Source organism: Streptomyces sp. NPDC016677 (genome assembly GCF_055562815.1).
The window spans coordinates 44,930-65,856 of sequence record NZ_JBVHEO010000009.1; the positions used below are offsets into that span (position 1 = coordinate 44,930).

Annotated in this window: 21 protein-coding genes, 1 pseudogene and 1 riboswitch; of the genes and pseudogenes, 7 read left to right on the plus strand and 15 right to left on the minus strand. The window is 72.9% G+C overall.

Features of this window, described 5'->3' with window-relative positions; genetic code table 11:
* Positions 1-146: 146 nt before the first annotated feature.
* Together ACZ3IG_RS23330 and ACZ3IG_RS23335 are read left to right on the plus strand one after the other, a co-directional pair.
* Positions 147-584 carry a hypothetical protein gene (locus ACZ3IG_RS23330; protein WP_467434427.1) on the plus strand — a complete coding sequence of 146 codons (438 nt, stop codon included), beginning with the start codon at positions 147-149 and terminating at the stop codon, positions 582-584.
* Between the two features lie 199 nt (positions 585-783).
* Positions 784-1,020: a hypothetical protein gene (locus ACZ3IG_RS23335; protein ID WP_467434429.1), complete on the plus strand. Its 237-nt coding sequence runs from the start codon at positions 784-786 to the stop codon at positions 1,018-1,020.
* On the opposite strand, the gene ACZ3IG_RS23340 is transcribed toward ACZ3IG_RS23335, so the two are convergent.
* Complete coding sequence (locus tag ACZ3IG_RS23340; RefSeq protein ID WP_467434431.1) at positions 983-2,155, minus strand: acyl-CoA dehydrogenase family protein; 1,173 nt, start codon at positions 2,153-2,155, stop codon at positions 983-985. The two genes, ACZ3IG_RS23335 and ACZ3IG_RS23340, sit on opposite strands and share 38 nt — an antisense overlap.
* Before the next feature lie 349 nt (positions 2,156-2,504).
* Between ACZ3IG_RS23340 and ACZ3IG_RS23345 the strand changes: the two genes are divergently transcribed.
* Entirely contained in the window at positions 2,505-3,734 is a 1,230-nt protein-coding gene (locus tag ACZ3IG_RS23345; protein WP_467434433.1) for a glycoside hydrolase family 18 protein, read from the plus strand.
* 10 nt (positions 3,735-3,744) lie between these two features.
* Here the strand turns inward: ACZ3IG_RS23345 and ACZ3IG_RS23350 are convergent, their stop codons facing one another.
* The 3 genes from ACZ3IG_RS23350 to ACZ3IG_RS23360 all read right to left on the minus strand — a co-directional run bounded on the left by ACZ3IG_RS23350 (position 3,745) and on the right by ACZ3IG_RS23360 (position 6,183).
* Positions 3,745-4,443: a TetR/AcrR family transcriptional regulator gene (locus tag ACZ3IG_RS23350; protein ID WP_467434435.1), complete on the minus strand. Its 699-nt coding sequence runs from the start codon at positions 4,441-4,443 to the stop codon at positions 3,745-3,747.
* A 64-nt stretch (positions 4,444-4,507) separates the two neighbouring features.
* Positions 4,508-4,648, minus strand: coding sequence for an SCO1431 family membrane protein (locus tag ACZ3IG_RS23355; protein ID WP_462703777.1), 141 nt, complete (start codon positions 4,646-4,648; stop codon positions 4,508-4,510).
* A 143-nt stretch (positions 4,649-4,791) separates the two neighbouring features.
* Positions 4,792-6,183, minus strand: coding sequence for a peptidase C39 family protein (locus ACZ3IG_RS23360; protein ID WP_467434437.1), 1,392 nt, complete (start codon positions 6,181-6,183; stop codon positions 4,792-4,794).
* A 166-nt stretch (positions 6,184-6,349) separates the two neighbouring features.
* Between ACZ3IG_RS23360 and ACZ3IG_RS23365 the strand changes: the two genes are divergently transcribed.
* The gene (locus ACZ3IG_RS23365) at positions 6,350-7,000 is read left to right on the plus strand and encodes a uridine kinase family protein (protein ID WP_467434438.1); all 651 of its coding nucleotides are present in this window, start codon (positions 6,350-6,352) and stop codon (positions 6,998-7,000) included.
* A gap of 457 nt (positions 7,001-7,457) precedes the next feature.
* Positions 7,458-9,329, plus strand: a complete 1,872-nt coding sequence (locus ACZ3IG_RS23370) for an AAA family ATPase (RefSeq protein ID WP_467434440.1) — start codon at positions 7,458-7,460, stop codon at positions 9,327-9,329.
* Here the strand turns inward: ACZ3IG_RS23370 and ACZ3IG_RS23375 are convergent.
* The 9 genes from ACZ3IG_RS23375 to ACZ3IG_RS23415 all read right to left on the minus strand — a co-directional run bounded on the left by ACZ3IG_RS23375 (position 9,229) and on the right by ACZ3IG_RS23415 (position 16,948).
* Positions 9,229-10,431 carry a hemolysin family protein gene (locus ACZ3IG_RS23375; RefSeq protein ID WP_467434441.1) on the minus strand — a complete coding sequence of 401 codons (1,203 nt, stop codon included), beginning with the start codon at positions 10,429-10,431 and terminating at the stop codon, positions 9,229-9,231. The two genes, ACZ3IG_RS23370 and ACZ3IG_RS23375, sit on opposite strands and share 101 nt — an antisense overlap.
* Positions 10,428-11,891, minus strand: a complete 1,464-nt coding sequence (locus ACZ3IG_RS23380) for a hemolysin family protein (protein WP_467434443.1) — start codon at positions 11,889-11,891, stop codon at positions 10,428-10,430. The genes ACZ3IG_RS23375 and ACZ3IG_RS23380 overlap by 4 nt, the downstream gene beginning before the upstream one ends.
* Before the next feature lie 269 nt (positions 11,892-12,160).
* Complete coding sequence (locus ACZ3IG_RS23385) at positions 12,161-12,643, minus strand: PH domain-containing protein (protein WP_467434444.1); 483 nt, start codon at positions 12,641-12,643, stop codon at positions 12,161-12,163.
* A gap of 46 nt (positions 12,644-12,689) precedes the next feature.
* On the minus strand, positions 12,690-13,538 hold the full coding sequence (hisG, locus tag ACZ3IG_RS23390) for an ATP phosphoribosyltransferase (RefSeq protein WP_467434445.1): 849 nt from the start codon (positions 13,536-13,538) through the stop codon (positions 12,690-12,692).
* 41 nt (positions 13,539-13,579) lie between these two features.
* Positions 13,580-13,852: a phosphoribosyl-ATP diphosphatase gene (locus ACZ3IG_RS23395; RefSeq protein WP_004990764.1), complete on the minus strand. Its 273-nt coding sequence runs from the start codon at positions 13,850-13,852 to the stop codon at positions 13,580-13,582.
* A gap of 13 nt (positions 13,853-13,865) precedes the next feature.
* Positions 13,866-14,372 (minus strand): 6,7-dimethyl-8-ribityllumazine synthase, encoded by a 507-nt coding sequence (gene ribH / locus ACZ3IG_RS23400; protein WP_215167976.1) that lies wholly within the window; start codon positions 14,370-14,372, stop codon positions 13,866-13,868.
* A 46-nt stretch (positions 14,373-14,418) separates the two neighbouring features.
* On the minus strand, positions 14,419-15,708 hold the full coding sequence (locus tag ACZ3IG_RS23405; protein WP_467434447.1) for a bifunctional 3,4-dihydroxy-2-butanone-4-phosphate synthase/GTP cyclohydrolase II: 1,290 nt from the start codon (positions 15,706-15,708) through the stop codon (positions 14,419-14,421).
* On the minus strand, positions 15,705-16,349 hold the full coding sequence (locus ACZ3IG_RS23410) for a nicotinamide mononucleotide transporter family protein (protein WP_215167974.1): 645 nt from the start codon (positions 16,347-16,349) through the stop codon (positions 15,705-15,707). The genes ACZ3IG_RS23405 and ACZ3IG_RS23410 overlap by 4 nt, the downstream gene beginning before the upstream one ends.
* Positions 16,346-16,948 carry a riboflavin synthase gene (locus tag ACZ3IG_RS23415; protein ID WP_467434449.1) on the minus strand — a complete coding sequence of 201 codons (603 nt, stop codon included), beginning with the start codon at positions 16,946-16,948 and terminating at the stop codon, positions 16,346-16,348. Before ACZ3IG_RS23415 ends, ACZ3IG_RS23410 begins: the two co-directional genes overlap by 4 nt.
* 157 nt (positions 16,949-17,105) lie before the next feature.
* Positions 17,106-17,236: riboswitch (FMN riboswitch) on the minus strand.
* A gap of 250 nt (positions 17,237-17,486) precedes the next feature.
* On the opposite strand from ACZ3IG_RS23415, the gene ACZ3IG_RS23420 reads away from it, so the two are divergent.
* Complete coding sequence (locus ACZ3IG_RS23420) at positions 17,487-17,906, plus strand: hypothetical protein (RefSeq protein ID WP_467434451.1); 420 nt, start codon at positions 17,487-17,489, stop codon at positions 17,904-17,906.
* Positions 17,907-18,205: 299 nt separating this feature from the next.
* On the opposite strand, the gene ACZ3IG_RS23425 is transcribed toward ACZ3IG_RS23420, so the two are convergent.
* A complete protein-coding gene (locus ACZ3IG_RS23425; RefSeq protein ID WP_467434453.1) occupies positions 18,206-19,438 on the minus strand; it encodes an ROK family transcriptional regulator in 1,233 nt (410 codons plus the stop codon).
* A 167-nt stretch (positions 19,439-19,605) separates the two neighbouring features.
* Between ACZ3IG_RS23425 and ACZ3IG_RS23430 the strand changes: the two genes are divergently transcribed.
* The gene (locus ACZ3IG_RS23430; protein ID WP_467434455.1) at positions 19,606-20,817 is read left to right on the plus strand and encodes an MFS transporter; all 1,212 of its coding nucleotides are present in this window, start codon (positions 19,606-19,608) and stop codon (positions 20,815-20,817) included.
* On the opposite strand, the pseudogene ACZ3IG_RS23435 reads toward ACZ3IG_RS23430, so the two are convergent.
* A pseudogene (locus tag ACZ3IG_RS23435) lies at positions 20,777-20,926 on the minus strand (acyl-CoA thioesterase); the annotation flags it as partial. The gene ACZ3IG_RS23430 and the pseudogene ACZ3IG_RS23435 overlap by 41 nt on opposite strands.
* Position 20,927 lies beyond the last annotated feature (1 nt).

The following is a 20,927-nucleotide window of genomic DNA, read 5'->3' on the forward strand; positions in this document are numbered from 1 at the left end:
GCACCTGCGGGCGGCATGTGACGAACGCCACAGGTCTCGAACAGTCTCCGTGATGTTCTCGTGATTACCGCCGATGGGTGACGGGAAGTGCTTGCTGTGGTCGAGGCCGCAGTGCCTTCACGGCCCAGCCCGAGGGGGAGAATCCCATGCAGAGTCTTCAGCGCCCTGGTCGTACCACGCCCAAGCGGCAGCAGCCGGTGGTCGAGCCCACGCCGGAGGGTGTCGAACCCGACGCCTTCGACGAGGACGAACTCGACGCCTACGACACCTTCGAGATGTACCGGGTCATCTGCCCGGACTGCGCGCAGCCCATCGCCCTGCTGGCGGACGAGGAGGTCCTGCCGGAGCACGCGCTGTGCGCCTCGCCGTGGAACCCGTTCGGGCTCACGGTCTGCACCGGCACCGGCCGCCGGGCGACCGACGCCCGCCCCGCGGACGAGTCCTTCCGGCCCCAGGAGCAGGACACCGCCCTGCTGTTGACGCTCCCTCAGGGCCTGGACTGGCGGATGCAGCCCTTCTCCCACGTCGGCGGCCCGGGTTCGCGTCCGATGCGCGTGCCGGTGATGCGGCGCGAGGCCGCCTGAGCGACGCGCGCGGCCTGCGGCCGGCCGAGGACACGGCCGGCCGGTCTCTCCGTCCGGCCGCCGGACCTCCACGCCACCGTTCACCGTCACCGTCACCGTCACCGTCACCGTCACCGGGGGCGCACGCCCGGGCCCCGGTGAACTCACGCGCGATTCCACGCGCCGGTGACCTGTCCGGGGTTTCGCACGTTGCCCCGGTATGACCCCCACGTTCACCGCGACCGGGCGCCGGCGGCGCGTGTTCGTCCCGGTGCCCGCCGGAGTGCTTCCGCCGGCGCCCCAGCCTCCGGACCCGCCGATCTACCGCGAGCTGATGCGCGCTTGGGCCGACCGCGGTCGCACCCTGCCCGGGCGCCACGACCCCGAGTGGGCCGAGCTCGCTGCGCCGCCGGGCGATCTCAGCGCTCCTCCGGCCCCGCGAGATGGCGGGCGATGACCATGCGCTGGATCTGGTTGGTGCCCTCGACGATCTGCAGGACCTTCGCCTCGCGCATGTACCGCTCGGCCGGGAAGTCCGCGGTGTAGCCGTAGCCGCCGAGGATCTGCACGGCGTCGGTGGTCACCCGCATCGCCGTGTCGGTGCAGTGCAGCTTGGCCATCGCCGACTGCCGGGCGAACGGCCGTCCCGCGTCGCGCAGCCGGGCCGCCGCCAGGTACAGGGCACGGCCGGCCTCGATCTGGGTCGCCATGTCGGCGAGCATGAAGCGCAGCCCCTGGAAGTCGGCGATCGGCCTGCCGAACTGCCGCCGCTCGGTGGCGTAGCGCACCGCCTCGTCCAGCGCCGCCTGCGCCACCCCGATCGCGCAGGCGGCGATGCCGAGGCGCCCCGAGTCGAGCGCGGACAGGGCGATCGCGAAGCCCTGGCCCGGCTCCCCGATCCGCCGCGCGTCCGGCACGCGTACGCCGTCGAAGTGGACCTGCGCGGTGGGTGAGCCCTTGAGCCCCATCTTCTTCTCGGGCACCGCCGCGCTCAGCCCCTCGGCGTCGCCGGGGACCAGGAAGGCGGTGATCCCGCGCGGGCCCTCCTCTCCCGTGCGCGCCATGACGGTGTAGAAGTCGGCGATGCCGCCGTGGGTGATCCACGCCTTGGTGCCGGTGATCAGCCAGTCACCGCCGTCGCGCACGGCGCGGGTGCGCAGCGAGGCCGCGTCCGAGCCGGCGGACGGCTCGGAGAGGCAGTAGGCGCCGAGCAGGCCGCCGCCCAGCATCGCGGGCAGGTGCTCGACGCGCTGCTCCTTGGTGCCGTGGGCGGCCAGCGCGTAGGAGGCGAGGGTGTGGACGCTGACGCCGAGGCCTACGGTGAGCCGGGTGGCGGCGAGTTCCTCCAGGACCTGGAGGTAGACCTCGTACGGCTGGTCGCCGCCGCCGTGTTCGGCGTCGTACGGCAGGCCGAGCAGGCCGGAGGCGGAGAGCAGGGTGAAGACCTCGCGCGGGAAGCGTCCGGCGTCCTCCTCCTCGGCCGCCTGCGGCGCGATCTCGCGCTGGGTGATGTCGCGGACGAGCGAGATCAGGTCCCGGGCCTCGTCCGTGGGCAGGTGACGTTCCACCGGCTGCGGGGCGCGGTCGTGCATGGCGACGCTCTCCTCCCTGTGGGGCGCACCGGCGGGCGGCGCCGTGGGTGGACGGCTCGCCGGGTCGGTCAGCCGTGGCCAGAGCGCGCGCTTCCGGGTCTCGGAAGCCGCTGACCAGCGACTGTGCGGTGAGTATGCCCGATCCGCGGCGGCCAGTCACCAGTTAACGACCGCTCACTTCAAGAAATGCTGAGGGCGCCCGGCGGGGACCGCAAACGGAACGCGGCCATTCGGAAGATGGTCCGAACCATTGACCGGACTGGTCTAGTCCTCCTACTGTGACCGCCCAACGCCTTACCGCGTTCATGCCAATCGGCGCGTCCCTCTCCCCCCACGAGGAGCCAACCCGATGCACTTCCCGAACCACCCCCGCCTGAGGAGAGTCGTCTCCGCGCTCTGCACCGCCGCGCTCGGCGCCGGGCTGCTGGCCGGCGCGGGCACCGCGAGCGCCGCCCCCACGGCCGAGCGGGCCGCCGCCGGCTCCAAGGCCGTCGGCTACTTCACCGAATGGGGCACCTACGACCGGAAGTACCACGTCAAGAACATCGAGACCTCCGGCTCGGCCGAGAAACTCACCCACATCAACTACGCCTTCGGCAACGTCACCGGCGGCAAGTGCGCCCTGGGCGACTCCTACGCGGCGACCGACCGGGCGTACACGGCGGACGAGTCGGTCGACGGGGTCGCCGACACCTGGGACCAGCCCCTGAAGGGGAACTTCAACCAGCTCCTCAAGCTGAAGCAGAAGCACCCGGACCTCAAGGTCCTGTGGTCCTTCGGCGGCTGGACCTGGTCCGGCGGCTTCGCCGAGGCGGCGAAGGACCCGGCCGCGTTCGCCCAGTCCTGCCACGACCTGGTCGAGAACTCGCAGTGGGCCGATGTCTTCGACGGCATCGACATCGACTGGGAGTACCCCAACGCCTGCGGCCTGACCTGCGACACCAGCGGCCGGGAGGCGTTCGGGGAGCTGATGGCGGCGCTGCGCGCCGAGTTCGGCAGCGAGTACCTGGTCACCGCGGCGATCACCGCCGACGCGACCTCCGGCGGGCGGATCGACGCGACCGACTACGCGGGCGCCGCGCAGTACGTCGACTGGTACAACCCGATGACGTACGACTTCTTCGGCGCCTGGGACGCCACCGGGCCGACCGCCCCGCACTCCCCCCTCACCTCCTACGACGGCATCCCGAAGGCGGACTTCCACACCTTGGCGACGATCGCGAAGCTCAAGGGCCTCGGCATCCCGTCCGGCAAGCTGCTGCTCGGCATCGGTTTCTACGGACGCGGCTGGACCGGCGTCACCCAGGAGGCTCCGGGCGGCAGCGCGACCGGCCCGGCGGCGGGGACGTACGAGCAGGGCATCGAGGACTACAAGGTGCTGAGGGAGAAGTGCCCGGCGACCGGCACCGTGGCCGGCACGGCGTACGCCAAGTGCGGCGCCGACTGGTGGAGTTACGACACCCCTGAGACCGTCGCGGGCAAGATGACGTACAAGGAGCAGGAGGGCCTGGCCGGCACGTTCTTCTGGGAGCTGAGCGGAGACACGGCGGACGGTGAGCTGATCAAGGCGATCAGCTGACCCTCGTGCCTCAGGGAGCCCTTCCGTCGCGGCGGGCGGGCTCCGGTGCCGGATGGGCCGGGTCCACTTCCTCGATGGCGCGCAGGGCGCCGCCGAGGGTCTTCACCAGCAGGGCGCACATGGTCTCGCGGGACAGTTCGGGGCGGCCGATCCAGTCCAGGGTGGCGCCCTCCGCCCCGCACACCCAGGCGAGCAGGCCCATGCGGGCCGGCGGCGAGATGTCGGCGCGGCCGTAGGCGCCCTCGGCGAGGGTGGTGACGATCGCCTCGCGCACCTGGTCCCGGACGGCGTGCACCTCGGCGTCGAAGCCGACGCCGCCGGAGACGATGGTGCGGTACGCGGCCTGGTTGTGCTCGGCGTAGCGCAGGTAGCCGTCGACGGTGCGATGCACCCGGTCCACCGGCGCGAGATCGAGGCCGCCGGCCGCGAAGGTCACCAGGTCGGCCACCGCGTCCTGGACGATCGCCAGGTAGTAGCCGCGCTTGGAGCCGAAGTAGTAGTAGATCAGCCCTTTGGCGACACGTGCCTCGCGGGCGATGTCGTCCATCGAGAGCGCGTCGTAGGGGGTGTCGGCGAACAGGCTCCGGCCGATGGCGATGAGTTCGCCGCGGCGGGCCAGCGAGCGCTCGGTACCGCGGGCCCGGGACGGGGCGTGTCCGGCTCGCGGAGCCGGGGTGGGCGGTTCGGCGCTCTGCTGGCTGGTATCCAAGATCGACCCTGGTCTGCGGCGGGCTGCGGACCTTGGCAGTATGGCAGCCGGGACGTGGGTCAGGTCACAGCAGGCCGAGCTGGACCACGAGCATGGCGACGACCACGACGAGGGTCCAGCCCATGACGTGCTCCAGGATCTGGGGACCGTCCTCCTGGGGGCCGCCGGTGCGGACGCGGGTGGCAGTGGCGCTGTGTGCGGTCATGGCTTCTCGCAGAGGTCGGACTTACCGGGTGGCTTCCCCCCACCGATCCCTCCACCTTGCCACCGAAAAGCGCCGTCGCGGCAGAGATGTCGGTCACAGGGCGGGCCCCGGCCCGTGCGGCCGGGGCCCGCCACCGGACGGTCTCAGCGCACGCCCACCGCCGCGAGCGCCGCGCGCTGGTGCGGGGTCGGCTGGGCCGGGAAGAACAGGTAGCAGACGCCGCCGGTGCCCGAGGCGACGTTGCCGGAGGCGTTGTACCGCTTGGTCCTGAGCCAGATGTTCTCCCACTCGCGCCGCCGGTAGACGCGCCGCACCGCCTCGTTGCTCTCGGAGGCCGGGTCGTTGGCGATCACGTCGCCGTCGGCGGTGAAGCCGATCACCGTCATCAGGTGCCCGGCGGTGCCGTAGCCGGCGCCGGTCAGCTCCTCGGCCAGGAACGACTGGGAGGTGATGACCGGGATGCCGGCCGCGATCAGCTTCTCCACGTCGGTGAGCGAGCCGAGCCGGGTGACCACGCCTTGGAGGCCGTCGAAGGTGGCCGCGTAGGCGGCGTTGAACGGCCAGTTGCCACAGCCGGCGTACTGGTGGTCGAAGGTGTGGCGGGCCGCGTGGCACACCTGGGGGTCGGCGTACGAGGGGTCGACCCAGGCCAGTTGTCCGTCCGTGAGCCGGCCGCCCCAGTACTCGATGACCATCTGGGAGGAGGTGGGGCTGCACCAGGCCTCGCCGCCGTTGTCGTACTCGGGGTACTGGCCCTTGTGGATCTCCTGCGAGTAGCGCGGGACCGCCAGTTCCCGGGCGAGGCCCGGGGCGGAGGCGGGGACGGTGAAGCGGTCGGGGACGTCCGAGCCCATCACGTCGAGCCGCCGGACGGCGGGGGTGGCGGGCGTGCCGGGCCGGCGGTACAGCGTCAGGCGGAGCCGGCAGGAGGCCAGGCGCAGGCCCGTCGAGGCGTCGTCGATGGAGCAGGTGTCCGTCCAGACGCTGCTCCTGCCGTCGCTCTGGTCGTCCACCGAGGTGCGCCGGATGTCCTGGTCGCCCGCGGCCCAGCGGCCCATCACGTACCAGGGGGTGTCCGTGCCGTCGGAGTAGGTGCCCCGCAGTTCGGCCTGGAGCCAGGTGCCGTCCGGGGTGTGGGCGTTCCAGGAGACGACGGCCTCCGTCGCGGGCACGGCGAGCCGGTGGACGGGCGAGGTCCAGGTCGCGTACTCCCAGTCGGCGCTCCGGCCGGTGTGCGGGTCGGTGTAGGACACGGTCCCGGCGGGGCTGCCGAGCACGAGGCCGGGACGGTCGCCCGCGACGGCACGGGTACCCCGCGCGGTTCCGCCGCGCCAGTCGCGGTACGTGGTCCAGGAACGGTGGTCGACCCGGCGGGCGGTGTCCGCGCCGCCGGTGTCCGCGTCGGCAGCGGGGCCGGCGGGGGCCGGGACCGCCGCGGCCGGGGAGACGGCGGCCGGGGTGACGGCGCCCGCTGCCGCGGCGGCGACCGCGACGGCCAGGACGGTTCTGCGGGACGGCTGTTCGGCTCTGCTCATGGGCGGAAGACCCCCAGGTGTCCGAGTCGGGGCAGGTCCTTGCACGGCTGTGCGCCAACTATGGCCCGCCGCCGCCCGCCGCTGCCAGCGTTTCGCCCACGCCACGCCCGCCCGTACCGCCCTTCGCCGCAGGCGCCCCGGAGGATGCGGGACGGCGGCGGTTAGAGTGCTGCGCGACCGACCGCCGCCCACTCCCCCGGGACCCGTCATCCACGCACTAGCCTCCCGCCTGCGCCGGCTGCCCCCGTCCTGCGGCCCGGTCCGTCTGATCGGTGTCGACGGACACGCGGGCTCCGGGAAGTCCACGTTCGCCGGGGGGCTGGCGCGGGCGCTCGGTGACGCGCCGGTGCTGCACCTCGACGACATCGCCAGCCACGGGGAACTGTTCGACTGGACCGGCCGACTCCTCGACCAGGTGATCGAGCCGCTCAGCCGGGGCGGAACCGCCCACTACACCCCCTACGACTGGCGCGCCCGGCGCTTCGGCCCGCCCCGCGCGCTGCCGCCGGCCCCGGTGGTCCTGATGGAAGGCGTGGGCGCGGGCCGGCGGGCGCTGCGCCCCTGGCTCGCCGCGCTGCTGTGGCTGGAGCTGCCGCCCGAGGAGGCGTGGGCGAGGGGACGGGCCCGCGACGGCGAGGAACAGCGGGAGTTCTGGGACGGGTGGGTCCCGGCCGAGCGCGAGCACTTCCTCCGTGACCCTTCGCGCCCCCATGCCGACCTGCTGGTGCGTTCGAGGCAAAAGGAACAAGAGGGGTACGAGGTACTCCCTGGGCCTGCCGGGACGGGGCCGCAGATGCCGAACCCTCACACGCAGTGACCGGCCACCACCATTGTGTGGAACTCGTGAAGACGCCCACCTGGCAAGTTCCCGGGAAGTCCCAACTCGGCTTGACCCAAGGGCCGTACAGGTCTTACGTTCTCAATGTGCGGCCTTTCGGGGTCGCCGACAGACACGAAGCCCCCGGTTGTTCCCCCGTGATCGGGGGCTTCGTTCTGTCCACATCACCCCTTTTCGGCGTGCCCGGTGGCGCCGACCGCTTACCCTCGGTCACCGCGCTCCCCTGCGCCCCGTCTGCTCCCACCCCGCGCAACCGCATGTCACGGCCCTCTTCGGAGGGAAGACCCCCGCGGGTACGATGCCCTCGGTGCGGCCCGCGGACGACTGCCCCGGGCACCTGGCAACTCCGTTCCGGGGCACAGCGGTTCAGCGGTCGGAGCAAGGCGGGCCACGGCCCGGTGGCATACCGACGGGGGCACGGTTTGTGGGGGACGTGATGGACTTCGGCACGCAGGGCCCGCCGGCCCCGGCCGACCTCGCCTGGCTGCGAGGCGTGGACGCCTACACGATGGGCGCCTATCCGCAGGCGGAGGAGGAGTTCCGGACCGCGGTGCGGATCGATCCGGGCATGGCCGACGGATGGCTCGGACTGCACGCGCTGCGCGTCGACACGACGGCCGCGCTGCTCAGGATGTTCCGGCACCGGGACCGTTTCGGCGAACAGCGCGCCCGGCACGACCGTACGCTCAACTCCTGGTACTGGCTGGGCTGGTGGGTGCAGCCCGTGCTGGAGAGCCCGCGCGACCTCCTGCTCGCGCACGCCTCGCACTGGCTGGACGGCCGCCACGTCCCGGAGCTGGACCGGGCGCTGGCCGGGCTGCCGCCGGTGGACACCGACCACCACGTCCGTTTCCTGCACGCCTGCCGGGCCTATCTCGTCAAGGACTGGGAGCAGCTCGTCCGGCACACCGATCCGCTGCTCGGCGACCCGCTGCTGGGCATCGAGGCGGGCCTGTTCGGCGGCATGGCCCGGGTCCGCCTGGAGATGTATGGGCAGGCCGAACCGCTGCTGGCCAGGGCGCTGATGCGGTGCCGCAGCGAGCAGCCGCAGCGCAAGGAGCTGCGCTACTGGCTGGCCCGCTCCCGCGAGGGCACCGGCCGCAGCGCCGCCGCCCTGCCGCTGTACCGGGCGGTGCACCGGGTCGATCCCGGGTTCATGGACACCTCGGCGCGGCTGGCGGCGATCGCCGAGGGCGACGAGTACGAGGACGCCGGGGACCTGGCGGCACTGACCCTGTCCGGCGCCGGGCAGGACTCCGCGGACGGCCTCGAGGGCCCCGACAGCATTGACCCGCTCTTCGGCACCGAGGAACGGGATCTGAAACTGTCCGCCTTCGGACCGTCCGCCTCCGCCCCGCCCGCGGCGGCCGACCCCTCGGTGCGGCACAAGACCGCGGCGCCCGACCCGTCCCTGCCCACCGGTCCCACCGATCCGCGTTTACTGGAGCAGGCGCTCGCCGAGCTGGAGCGGATGGTGGGCCTGGAGCCGGTGAAGCGGCAGGTCAAGGCGTTGTCGGCACAGCTGAACATGGCGCGGCTGCGGGCCGGGCAGGGCCTGCCGGTCCAGCCGCCGAAACGGCACTTCGTCTTCTCCGGCCCCTCCGGCACCGGCAAGACCACCGTGGCCCGCATCCTGGGCCGCGTCTTCTACGCCCTCGGACTGCTCGGCGGCGACCACCTGGTGGAGGCGCAGCGGGCCGACCTGGTCGGCGAGTACCTCGGGCAGACCGCCGTGAAGGCCAACGAGCTGATCGACTCCGCGCTCGGCGGCGTCCTCTTCGTCGACGAGGCGTACGCCCTGTCCAACTCCGGCTACGGCAAGGGCGACGCCTACGGCGACGAGGCCCTCCAGGTGCTGCTGAAGCGGGCCGAGGACAACCGCGACCACCTCGTGGTGATCCTGGCCGGCTACCCGGAGGGCATGGACCGCCTGCTCGCCGCCAACCCGGGGCTCTCCTCCCGGTTCACCACCCGCGTGGACTTCCCGTCCTACCGCCCCTCCGAGCTGACCGCGATCGGCGAGGTGCTGGCCGCCGAGAACGGCGACCTGTGGGACGAGGAGGCCCTGGACGAGCTGCGCTCGATCGCCGGGCACGTCGTCGAGCAGGGGTGGATCGACGAGCTGGGCAACGGGCGGTTCCTGCGGACGCTGTACGAGAAGAGCTGCGCGTACCGGGATCTGCGGCTGTCCGCCTATCCCGGTGCGCTCACCCGCGAGGATCTGGCCACGCTGCGGCTGCCGGACCTGATGCAGGCGTACGGGGAGGTGCTCTCCGGACGCGGGCCCCAGGACCCGTCGGCGCTGTGACGCGCGTGGTCTGGGCGAGCACCTCCTCGGGGGACCCGCCGGCGCGCGGCTCGGCCACCGTCGCCTCGGTCGCCTGGGCCGTCTCCCGGTGCGCCGGGTCCCGCACCTCGCCCACCAGCAGCTCCAGTACGTCCTCCAGGGCGACCAGGCCGAGCACCCGGCCGCCCGTGTCGACCACCTGGGCGAGGTGGGTGGCCGCCCGGCGCATCACGGTGAGCGCGTCGTCGAGCGGCAGTTCGGGCCGCAGGGTGGTCATGGGGCGCCAGACCTGCTGGGGTACGGCCCGGTCGGAGTCCTCCAGGTCCAGGACGTCCTTGACGTGCAGATAGCCCATGAAGGCGCCGTTCTCGGCGGCGACCGGGAAGCGGGAGTACCCGGTGCGCGCGGTCAGCTCGACGATCCTGCCCGGCGTGACCGACGGGCTGACCGTCACCCAGGACTCGCCCTTGAGGAGCACGTCCGTGACCGGGCGGGAGCCCAGTTCCAGGGCGTCCTCCAGGCGCTCCTGCTCCTCGGGGTCGAGGAGACCGGCCTGTCCCGCGTCCTCGACCAGCCGGTTGAGCTGCTCGCTGGTGAAGACGGCCTCGACCTCGTCCTTGGGCTCGACCCGGAACAGCCGGAGGACGCCTTGGGCGCAGGCGCCGAGGGCGGCCGTGACCGGCCGGCAGAGCCGGGCGAAGGCGACCAGGCCGGGGCTGAGCCACAGCGCGGCCTTCTCGGGGGCGGCCATCGCCAGGTTCTTCGGGACCATCTCGCCGATGACCAGGTGGCAGAAGACCACGAGGGCCAGCGCGATGACGTAACCGAGCGGGTGGATCACGCCGTGCGGGAGGTGGATCCAGGTGAAGACCGGCTCCAGCAGGTGGGCGACGGTCGGTTCGGCGACGGCGCCGAGGGTGAGCGAGCAGACGGTGATGCCGAACTGCGCGGCGGCCATCATCTGCGGCAGGTGCTCCAGGCCGTGCAGCACCTGGCGGGCGCGGGCGGTGCCGAGCGGCTCGATCTGGCTGCGGCGCACCGAGACCAGCGCGAACTCGGCACCCACGAAGAAGCCGTTGGCGAGCACCAGCAGCGCGGCCAGCAGGAGTTGGAGGACGCTCACCGGACGGCCTCCGCGGTCTCCACTGTCCCTACGGTCTCCGTGATCTCCGCGATCTCCGCGATCTCTGGGGTCTCTGGGGTCACTGGGGGCTTTGCGCTCTCCGTGGTCCTTGTGGTCTCCACTGTCTCCGCTGTCTCCACGGCCGGTACGGCGGCGGGTGCCGTGCGCACGAGCCGTACCCGTTCGGCGCGGTAGTGCCCGACCCGGCGCACGGACAGCCGCCAGCCGGGCAGTTCCGCGCGGTCGCCGACGGCGGGGATGCGGCCGAGCAGGTCCGCGACGAGGCCGGCGACGGTCTCGTACGGCCCCTCGGGCACTTCCAGGCCGACGCGGCGCAGGACGTCGACGCGGCAGCTGCCGTCGGCGTCCCAGGCGGGCCGGCCGTCCTCGGGCGGGGCCACGGCGAGTTCGGGCAGGTCCTGCCCGTCGTGCTCGTCGCGGACCTCGCCGACGATCTCCTCGACGATGTCCTCCAGGGTCACGACGCCGGCCGTGCCGCCGTACTCGTCGACGACGACCGCGATGGGCTGCTCGCTGCGCAGCCGGGCCAGCAGTGGCCGCACGGGCAGGGTCTCGGGGACCAGCAGCGCCGGGCGGGCGATGCTCGCGACGGGGGTGCGCAGCCGTTCGTGGGCCCGTACCGCGAGGGCGTCCTTGAGGTGGACCATGCCGACGACCTCGTCGATCCGCCGCCGGTAGACGGGGAAGCGGGACAGTCCGGTGGCGCGGGTCAGGTTGACCACGTCCTCGGCGGTGGCCGAGGAGTGCAGGGCGCTGACCTTCACGCGCGGGGTCATGACGTGCTGCGCGGTCAGCTCGCCCAGGGACAGGGTCCGCACGAACAGGTCGGCGGTGTCCTGTTCCAGGGCGCCGGCCCGCGCCGAGTGCCGGGCCAGGGAGACCAGTTCGCCGGGGGTGCGGGCGGAGGCCAGTTCCTCGGCCGGTTCGACGCCGAGGGTGCGCACGAGCCGGTTGGCGACGGTGTTCAGCGCGGCGATGACCGGGCGGAACAGCCGGGCGAAGGCGTGCTGCGGGCCGGCCACGAAGCGGGCGACCTGCAACGGCCGGGACACCGCCCAGTTCTTGGGCACCAGCTCGCCGATCACCATCTGCACGGCCGAGGCGAGCAGCATGCCGACGACGACGGCCACGCCGGGCACCGCGCCCTCGGGTATGCCGACGGCGGTGAACGGGCCGTCCAGGAGCTGGGCGAGCGCCGGTTCGGCGAGCATGCCGACGACGAGGGAGGTGATGGTGATGCCGAGCTGGGTGCCGGAGAGCTGGAAGGACAGCTCCTTCAGGGACTCGACGACGCGGTGGGCCCGCCGGTCACCGTCGGCGGCGGCCCGCTCGGCGTCCGCGCGCTCGACGGTCACCAGGCCGAACTCGGCCGCCACGAAGAATCCGTTGGCGAGGATCAGCAGGAGAGCGGCTGCCAGGAGCAGCAGGGGGATGGTCATGATGCCGCCGCCTGTGTCGTGTCACGACCGGGGGCGGCGCAGGTACTGCAGGACGATCCGTCCATCGCCGGAGGGAGTCACTCCTCGGGTAGCAGGAACCCCTGTGCACCGGGCGGAGCGACAGGGGCGGAGGCGCTCCTGTCGCGCCGCCGCCCTCCAGATTAATCACGAACGGGGCGGGTGCGGCAGGGTGGACGGCCCCGAGCGGTCCCCGATCCGCCCCCGGGACGCTCCGGAGCGCACCTCGGGGGCGCCCGGGAGCGGGTGGCTCACGCCCCCGGGTCGCCGGCCGAGCGGGCCTCGGCGAGCGCCCGCAGGGTGCGGGCGTCGGCGACGGCCCGCTGCTTGGCGATGCCGGGCTGGATGCCGAGCACGGGCAGACTGGTGCCGTCGCTCAGGTCGAGGAAGACCCAGGGGTCGCCGGAACGGAGGTTGACCCGGACGATCTCCGCCCACTCCAGCCGGCGCCGGCGGGTGAGGTTGACGACGGTGACGCCGGACTCCTCAGCGACGGCCTTGGGCCGGGCGAGGATCAGCAGCACGGCGTCCAGGAGCAGCGCGGTCAGCACGAAGCTGGCGCGCTCGCCCGGACCGAGGCCCTTGAGCAGCATCGCGACGGTCGTGAGGACCACGAACAGCACGACGGCGGCGGCGAGCAGGACGGCGCGGGTGCGGCCCGGCCGGAAGGTGACGGGCAGGGCGGGCAGCTCCGGCTGCCCGCCGCTGGTCCGCCCGGGGGTGGCGTCCGCCATGAGATCGCTCCGGAGGTGGTCAGACGGAGGTGGACAGACGGAGTGGTCAGAGGCGGCAGGCGTGGATGGCCGTGGTGAGGATGGCCCGGGCGCCGATCTCGTACAGGTCGTCCATGATCCGCTGGGCGTCGCGGGCGGGGACCATCGCGCGGACGGCGACCCAGCCCTCGTTGTGCAGCGGGGAGATGGTCGGGGACTCCAGGCCCGGGGTGAGCGCGACGGCCCTCTCCAGCTGCTCGACCCGGCAGTCGTAGTCCATCATCACGTACGTCCGGGCCACCAGGACGCCCTGGAGGCGGCGCAGGAACTGCTGGGCCTTGGCGTCCTCGGTGTCGGCGCCGGTGCGCCGGATGACGACCGCCTCGGACTTCATGATCGGCTCGCCGAAGACCTCAAGGCCGGCGTTGCGCAGCGAGGTGCCGGTCTCGACGACGTCCGCGATGACCTCGGCGACGCCCAGCTCGATCGCGGTCTCGACGGCGCCGTCGAGGTGGACGACGGAGGCGTCGACACCGCTGTCGGCGAGGTGCCGGGCGACGATGCCCTCGTAGGAGGTGGCGACCGTCTTGCCCTTGAGGTCCTCGACGCCGGTGGCCGCGCCCGGCTTGCCGGCGTAGCGGAACGTGGAGCGGGCGAAGCCGAGGGGGAGGATCTCCTCGGCGTCGGCGCCGGAGTCGACCAGCAGGTCGCGGCCGGTGATGCCGATGTCGAGCCGGCCGGAGGAGACGTAGATCGCGATGTCACGGGGGCGGAGGTAGAAGAACTCGACCTCGTTGCCCGGGTCGACGATGCGCAGTTCCTTGGACTCGCGGCGCTGCCGGTAGCCGGCCTCATGGAGCATGTCCGCCGCAGGGCCGGAGAGGGAACCCTTGTTGGGGACGGCGATGCGCAGCATGAGGTCGGCTTCCTTTGCTCAAAGGGGGGTGGTGGGTCGGTTCACAGGTGGGCGTAGACGTCGTCCAGGGAGATGCCGCGGGCGACCATCATCACCTGGACGTGGTACAGCAGCTGGGAGATCTCCTCGGCGGCCGCTTCCTTGCCCTCGTACTCGGCGGCCATCCAGACCTCGGCGGCCTCCTCGACGACCTTCTTGCCGATGGCATGGACGCCCTTGTCGACCAGCTCGGCGGTGCGGGAGGTGGCGGGATCGCCGTGGGCGGCCTTGTGCTGGAGCTCGGTGAACAGCTCCTCGAACGTCTTCTTGGACATGGTGGCGTCCACTCTACGGGTTGTGCGGACCGCCCTGGCGCCAGGGCTCGGATACGGAACGCAGCGTCGCCGCCGTCGCCACCGCCGCCGTCACCGCCTCGTGGCCCTTGTCCTCGCTGGAGCCCTCGATGCCGGCCCGGTCCAGGGCCTGTTCCTCGGTGTCGCAGGTCAGGACGCCGAAGCCGACGGGGACGCCGGTGTCGACGGAGACCTGGGTGAGGCCCTGGGTGACGCCCTGGCAGACGTACTCGAAGTGCGGGGTGCCACCCCGGATGACCACGCCGAGGGCGACGATCGCGTCGTAGCCGCGCTCGGCGAGGCCCTTGGCGACCACCGGCAGTTCCCAGCTGCCGGGGACCCTGAGCAGGGTCGGCTCGCTGATGCCCAGCTCGTGCAGGGCGCGCAGCGCGCCGTCCACCAGTCCGTCCATCACCTTCTCGTGCCACTGCGCCGCGATGACGGCGACCCTCAGGTCACCCACATTGCGTACGGACAGGTCCGGTGCGCCCTTGCCGCTCACGTCTCTCCTCGGTGTCTCTCTCGTACGTTTTCGCGCTTTTTCGTGCTTACTGGTTGCCGCAGGTGGACACGGTGGTGGTGTCCAGCCAGGGCAGGTCGTGTCCCATCCGGTCCCGCTTGGTGCGCAGGTAGCGGAGGTTGTGCTCGCCCGCCTGGACGGGCATCGGTTCGCGGCCGGTGACGGTGAGTCCGTGCCGGGCCAGCGCGTCGCTCTTGTCGGGGTTGTTGGTCAGCAGGCGGACGCCGCGCACGCCGAGGTCCTTGAGGATCTGGGCGCCGGCGCCGTAGTCCCGGGCGTCGGCGGGCAGGCCGAGTTCGAGGTTGGCGTCCAGGGTGTCCCGGCCGCGCTCCTGGAGCTCGTAGGCGCGCAGTTTGGACATCAGGCCGATGCCGCGGCCCTCGTGGCCGCGCAGGTAGACGACCACGCCCCGGCCCTCGGCCTGGATGCGGGCCAGCGAGGCGTCCAGCTGGGGGCCGCAGTCGCAGCGCTGGGAGCCGAAGACGTCGCCGGTCAGGCACTCGGAGTGGATGCGGACGACGACGTCGGCGCCGTCGCCGAGGTCACCGTGGACCAGGGCGACGTGCTCGACGCCGTCGACGGTGGAGCGGTAGCCGTACGCGGTGAAGGTGCCGTGGGCGGTGGGCAGGCGGACCTCGGCCTCGCGCCGGACGGTGGGTTCGGCGCTGCGCCGGTAGGCGATCAGGTCCTCGATGGAGATGATCGTCAGGCCGTGCTTGCGGGCGAACGGGATCAGCTCGGGCAGCCTGAGCATCCGGCCGTCCTCGCCGGCGATCTCGACGATGGCACCGGCCGGGCGCAGTCCCGCGAGGCGGGCGAGGTCGACGGCGGCCTCGGTGTGGCCGTCGCGGACCAGGACGCCGCCGGGGCGGGCGCGCAGCGGGAAGACGTGGCCGGGGCGGACCAGGTCGGTGGGGTCGGCGGTGCCGCTCGCCAGCAGGCGGAGCGTGGTGGCGCGGTCGGCGGCGGAGATGCCGGTGGTGACGCCGTGGGCGGCGGTCGCGTCCACGGAGACCGTGAACGCGGTCTTCATCGACTCGGTGTTGTCCTCGACCATCTGCGGGAGGCGGAGCCGGTCCAGTTCGTCGCCCTCCAGGGGGGCGCAGATCAGGCCGCGGCACTCGCTCATCATGAAGGCGACGACTTCCTCGGTCGCCTTCTCGGCGGCGATGACGAGGTCGCCCTCGTTCTCCCGGTCGGCGTCGTCGACGACCACGACCGGCCGGCCGGCGGCGATGTCGGCGACGGCCTGCTCGACGGGGTCGAGGATCAGGTCCTCGGGGCCGTCGGCGCTGTGGAGGACAGGTGCCGCGCTCATGCGGGCGCTCCTTCCATGACGGGCCGCGGACCCCTTCGGGAGCGCAGCCACCAGTCGCGCAGGCCCCACAGGACGAGCGCGCCGTAGATGACGTAGACGAAGCCGGAGAAGGCGAAGCCGTTGGCGAAGTTCAGCGGGACGCCGACCAGGTCGACCAGGAGCCAGGCGAACCAGAACTCGACCATGCCGCGCGCCTGGGCGTACATGGCGACGATGGTGCCGACGAAGACGTAGGCGTCCGGCCAGGGGTCCCAGGACAGGCTCGGGTAGGCGGTGAACAGGCCGCCGACGGCGAGGGTGCCGACGGCGGCGGCGCCGAGCAGCGCGGCGCGCTCGCGCCAGGTGGCGAAGCGGACGGCGACGGTGCCGTCCTGGGCCTGCCGCCGGCCCCGGTTCCACTGCCAGTAGCCGTACGCGGCGACCACCATGACGACGATCTGCTTGCCGGCGCTGCCGGAGAGGTGGGCGGTGGCGAAGGCGGCGAAGAGGATGAGACCGGAGAGGAACTGCACCGGCCAGGTCCACAGCGAGCGGCGCCAGCCGAGGGCGAGGCCGAGCAGACCGATCACGTTGCCGATCATGTCCGACCACTTGATGTGCTGGTCGAACAGGACGAACGCCTCGGAGTTGAGCCAGTTCACTTGGTCTCCCCCTGCCCGGCGAGCAGCCGCTCGACGTACTTGGCGATGACGTCCACTTCGAGGTTGACCGGGTCGCCGGGCTGCTTCACGCCGAGCGTGGTCAGGGCGAGGGTGGTCGGGATGAGGCTGACGGTGAAGAAGTCGGGGCCGGCCTCGACGACGGTGAGGCTGATGCCGTCGACGGTGATGGAGCCCTTCTCGACGACGTAGCGGGCGAGCTGGGCGGGGAGGGAGATCTTGACGATCTCCCAGTGCTCGGAGGGCTCGCGCTCGATGATCTCGCCGGTGCCGTCGACGTGGCCCTGCACGATGTGGCCGCCGAGGCGGGCGCCGACGGCGGTGGGGCGCTCCAGGTTGACGCGGGAGCCGACGGCGAGGGCGCCGAGGCTGGAGCGGTTCAGGGTCTCGGCCATGACGTCGGCGGTGAACTCGTCGCCCTCGTGGTCGACGACCGTGAGGCAGACGCCGTTGACGGCGATCGAGTCCCCGTGTCGCGCGTCCTCGGTGACGACGGGGCCGCGCAGTCGGAAGCGACAGGCGTCGCCGAGGGTCTCTACGGCGGTGATCTCGCCCAGCTCTTCGACGATTCCGGTGAACACTTCCCGGGTCCTCCTGCCTCTTGGGCACGGACTCCGGGGCATCTGTCGACAGCCGACAGGACGTACGGACGACGGCACCGGTACGGCGCTCGTCGGTCGGACCTGTCCCTCGGGGACGGGTCCGAAACAGCCGGCGACGCGCACATGGGCTCGTCCGCCGCGCACTGCCTCCCATCCGGACTTTAACCGTCGGTCCAGGAATTTCACCTGGTCAACCGGCCGCTGGAGGCGACCGGGTCGCGGACTGTAACCGCCGGTTCGGACTTTCACCGACCCCGGAGTGCGCTGCTTCTGGTACAGGGCCAGTGTGCCACGTCTGATCGTCACCCAGACGGGCGGGGGCTGTGGGGTGACTCACACCGCCCGCCTTCCCGCCCGCGACAGGACCGTACCTATTGACGCTGTGGTCTAGTCCTCTCTAGTGTCTGCGCGACCTCCCCTTGTGACCGGCCCGGCGGCGGTGACGACGGCCCTTGCCCGCCGCCGGGCCACCCCCGTCCGTGGTGGACGCGGCCGACAGCGGGGAAGGCTTACCGCCGTGCGGTGGACGATCGGACGTGACGGGCTGGTGCGGGCGGGGCTCGGGGTGCTCGCCGGCACCCAACTGGTGCTCGGCCTGTGGGTGCTGGTGCTGCCGGAGCTGTTCTGGAAGTGGCCCTGGGTGTCGCATCTGCCGCCCTACAACGAGCATCTGCTGCGGGACTTCGGCGGGGCCGGTCTCGCGCTCGCCGTGGTGCTGTGCGCGGCGGTGGCGACGATGGAGCGGCGGCTGGTCCTGACCGCGCTGGTCGCCTACCTGGCCTCCTCGGTGCCGCATCTGGTCTTCCACTCCGGGCATCTGGCGCCCCTGTCGGCGGCGAGCGGTGCGGGGTTCATGGCGCTGCTGGGCACGGCGGTGGTGCTGCCGGCCGTACTGCTGTGGCTGGCGGCGTCGCGAGGGAGCGCGGAGGGCGACTGACTGTCCGGCGGGGCGGGCCGGGTGGTCGGTGGTGCGGACTGGTTGCTCGGTGGGGTGGGCCGGGTGGTCGGTGGCGCGGGCCGGGCCGGGTGTTCGGAGGGCTGGGCCGGGCTTTTGTGGCGCAGGCCGGACGTTCGGAGGGCTGGGCCGGGCTTTTGTGGCGCAGGCCGGACGTTCGGAGGGCTGGGCCGGGTGCCCAGTGATGGGCCGGATGTCCGGTGATGCGGGCCGGACTGTCGGGGGGCTGCGGGTCGACTGCCCGGTGATACGGGCCCGCTGTCCGGTGGCGCGGGCCCGGTTCAGTTCCCCGGTGGTGCGAACAGTTCGTCCTGTGCGCGGTCGCGGGCCGTCAGCAGTGCCCCGCGCAGTACGGCCTCGCCGCCCAGCAGACCGGCCCGTACCTCCGTGGGCAGCGGGGACATCCGGGCCAGGTGGCGCTGGACTCGGCCGGCCAGCACGTCCCCGCCCGCGCGGCCGACCTCCCCGGCCAGTACCACGCAGCCGGGGTCGAGGACGGAGACCACGGCTGCGACGCCGAGGGCGACACGGCCGGCGAGGACGTCGAGGAAGCGTCCGGCGGCCTGGTCCGTGCCGCGCGCCGCGGCACGGACCAGGGCGGGGGCATGCGCCGCGGCACGGAGCGGGGCGGAGGCGTGCGTCGGGTCGGGTGGCGCCGCCCGGCCGACGGCCGGCACCGGCAGCCCGTGCTCCGCCGCGAGGGCGACGATCGCCGACGCCGAGGCCAGTGAGTGGAAGCCGCCGTCGCAGTCGGTGGCCGACGGCAGGCCGGTCGTGCCCGGCACCGGCAGGAAGCCGACCTCCCCGGCACCCCCGGAGGCGCCCCGCCGCAGCGCCCCGTCCAGGACGAGCGCGGCGCCGATGCCGAGGTCCAGCCAGAGCAGTACGAACGTGTCCCGGTCCCGGGCGGCGCCGTCGCGCTGTTCGGCCAGGGCGGCGAGGTTGGTCTCGTTCTCGACGCTGACCCGGGACTCGGGGAACCGCTCCTGCACGGCGGCCATCAGGCGGCGGTGCCAGGCGGGCAGGCCGCCGGAGTCGCGCAGGTCGCCACTGACCGGGTCGATCAGGCCCGGGGCGCCGATGCCCACCGTGTGCAGCCGGTCCGCCCCGGCCTCCTTGGCGGCCCGCTCCACCAGCGCGACCGCCTGCTCCACCGCCGGTCCGGTCCCGGCGTCGTCGCGGATCGGCCCGGACGCCTCGGCCAGCACGCCGCCGACCAGATCGGACACGAGTACGGAGACGCCCTCGGTGCGCACGTCGAGGGCGGCCAGGTGGGCGAGCCCGGCGACGATCCCGTACAGCTTGGCGTTGGGGCCCCGGCGCTGCTCCCCCGCCTCGCCGACCACCTCGATCAGACCGGCGGCGGTGAGCCGTTCGACCAGGTCGGCCACGGACGGCCGGGACAGGCCGGTGAACTGCTTGAGCTGCGCGGCCGTCAACGGGCCTTCCCGCTGGAACAGGCGGAGGGCGAGCCGGTCGTTGATGGCCCGGGCGGTGCTCGGAGTGGCGGGCATGCCGGGATCCTTCCAGATGGACGGGCGGGGCGGCCCGCGGAGGATACCCACTATCTATAAGGCAACCTTCCTGATAGTTTACGCCCGCGGTCGGCCCACGGCACGGCCGCGCACGCTCGCCGCCGCACGCCCGGTGCGGGGAGCGGACAGGACGGAGGGGCCCGAGAATGAGTGCGGTGGTCTACCAACTGCGTGAGGTACGGCGCGCCCGCTACGCCGTGGCGGCCGTCTTCGCGGTACACGGCTCGGTCACCGGCTCGTTCGCGACCCGGGTCCCCTGGATCCAGGACCACGCCGGGGTCAGCGCGGGCCAGCTGGGACTGGCCCTGGCCTTCCCCGCGCTCGGCGCCTCCCTCGCCATGCCACTGGCCGGCCGGATCAGCCACCGCTTCGGCGCCCGCACCGCCCTGCGCGGCCTGCTGGCCCTGTGGACGCTGTCGCTGGCCCTGCCCTCGCTGGCCCCCAACCTCGCCACCCTCTGCCTCGCCCTGTTCGTCTACGGGGCCACCTCGGGCATGTCCGACGTCGCGATGAACGCGCTCGGCGTCGAGGTCGAGAACCGTCTCGACAAGTCGATCATGTCGGGGCTGCACGGCATGTGGAGCGCGGGCGCCCTGATCGGTTCGGCGGGCGGCACGCTCGCCGCCCACCTCGGCGCGGACGCCCGGCTGCACCATCTGCTGGCCGCCGCCGTCCTGACGGTGCTCGGCCTGGTCATGTGCACCTGGGTACTGGATCTCCAGCCCGCCGAGGACGAGGAGGCCCCGCCGAGGTTCGCGCTGCCGCCCAGGTCGGCGGTGCTGATCGGCGCGGTCGGGTTCTGCGCGGTCTTCGCGGAGGGCGCGAGCCTGGACTGGTCGGCGGTCTACCTGCGGGACCAGCTGGACACCTCGGCGGGGCTCGCGGCGGCGTGCACCACCGGGTTCACGCTGACCATGGCCCTGGCCCGGTTCGCCGGCGACCGGATCGTGGACCGGTTCGGCGCGGTGCGCTCGGTCCGGGTGAGCGGTGTGCTGGCCGCGCTCGGCGGCGTGCTGGTGGTCATCGGCGGCCACCCGGCGGTGGCGATGACCGGCTTCGCGCTGCTGGGCCTGGGCATCGCCGTGGTCGTCCCGCTCTGTTTCGCGGCGGCGGGCCGCAGCGGCAGCAACCCGTCCCTCGCCATCGCGGGCGTCGCCACCATCACGTACACCTCCGGGCTGATCGCGCCCAGCGCGATCGGCGGGCTGGCCGAGGCCACCAGCCTGGTGGTGTCGTTCGGGCTGGTGACCGTGCTGGCCTGCGGCCTGGTGGCGTTCGCGGGCGTACTGCGCGCCGGGGACCGCACCCCGGCGAAGGTCAGTCCGCCGGACGCAGCAGTTCCCGGCCGGCGGCCCTGAACTCCTCGCTCCACGGCGCCGGCCGCATCGTCGCCGCGTCCAGCCGCACCAGGACCCGGGTGCCGCGGGCGTAGGCGGTGGCCCCGTCCGCCGAGCAGAACCGGAAGCCT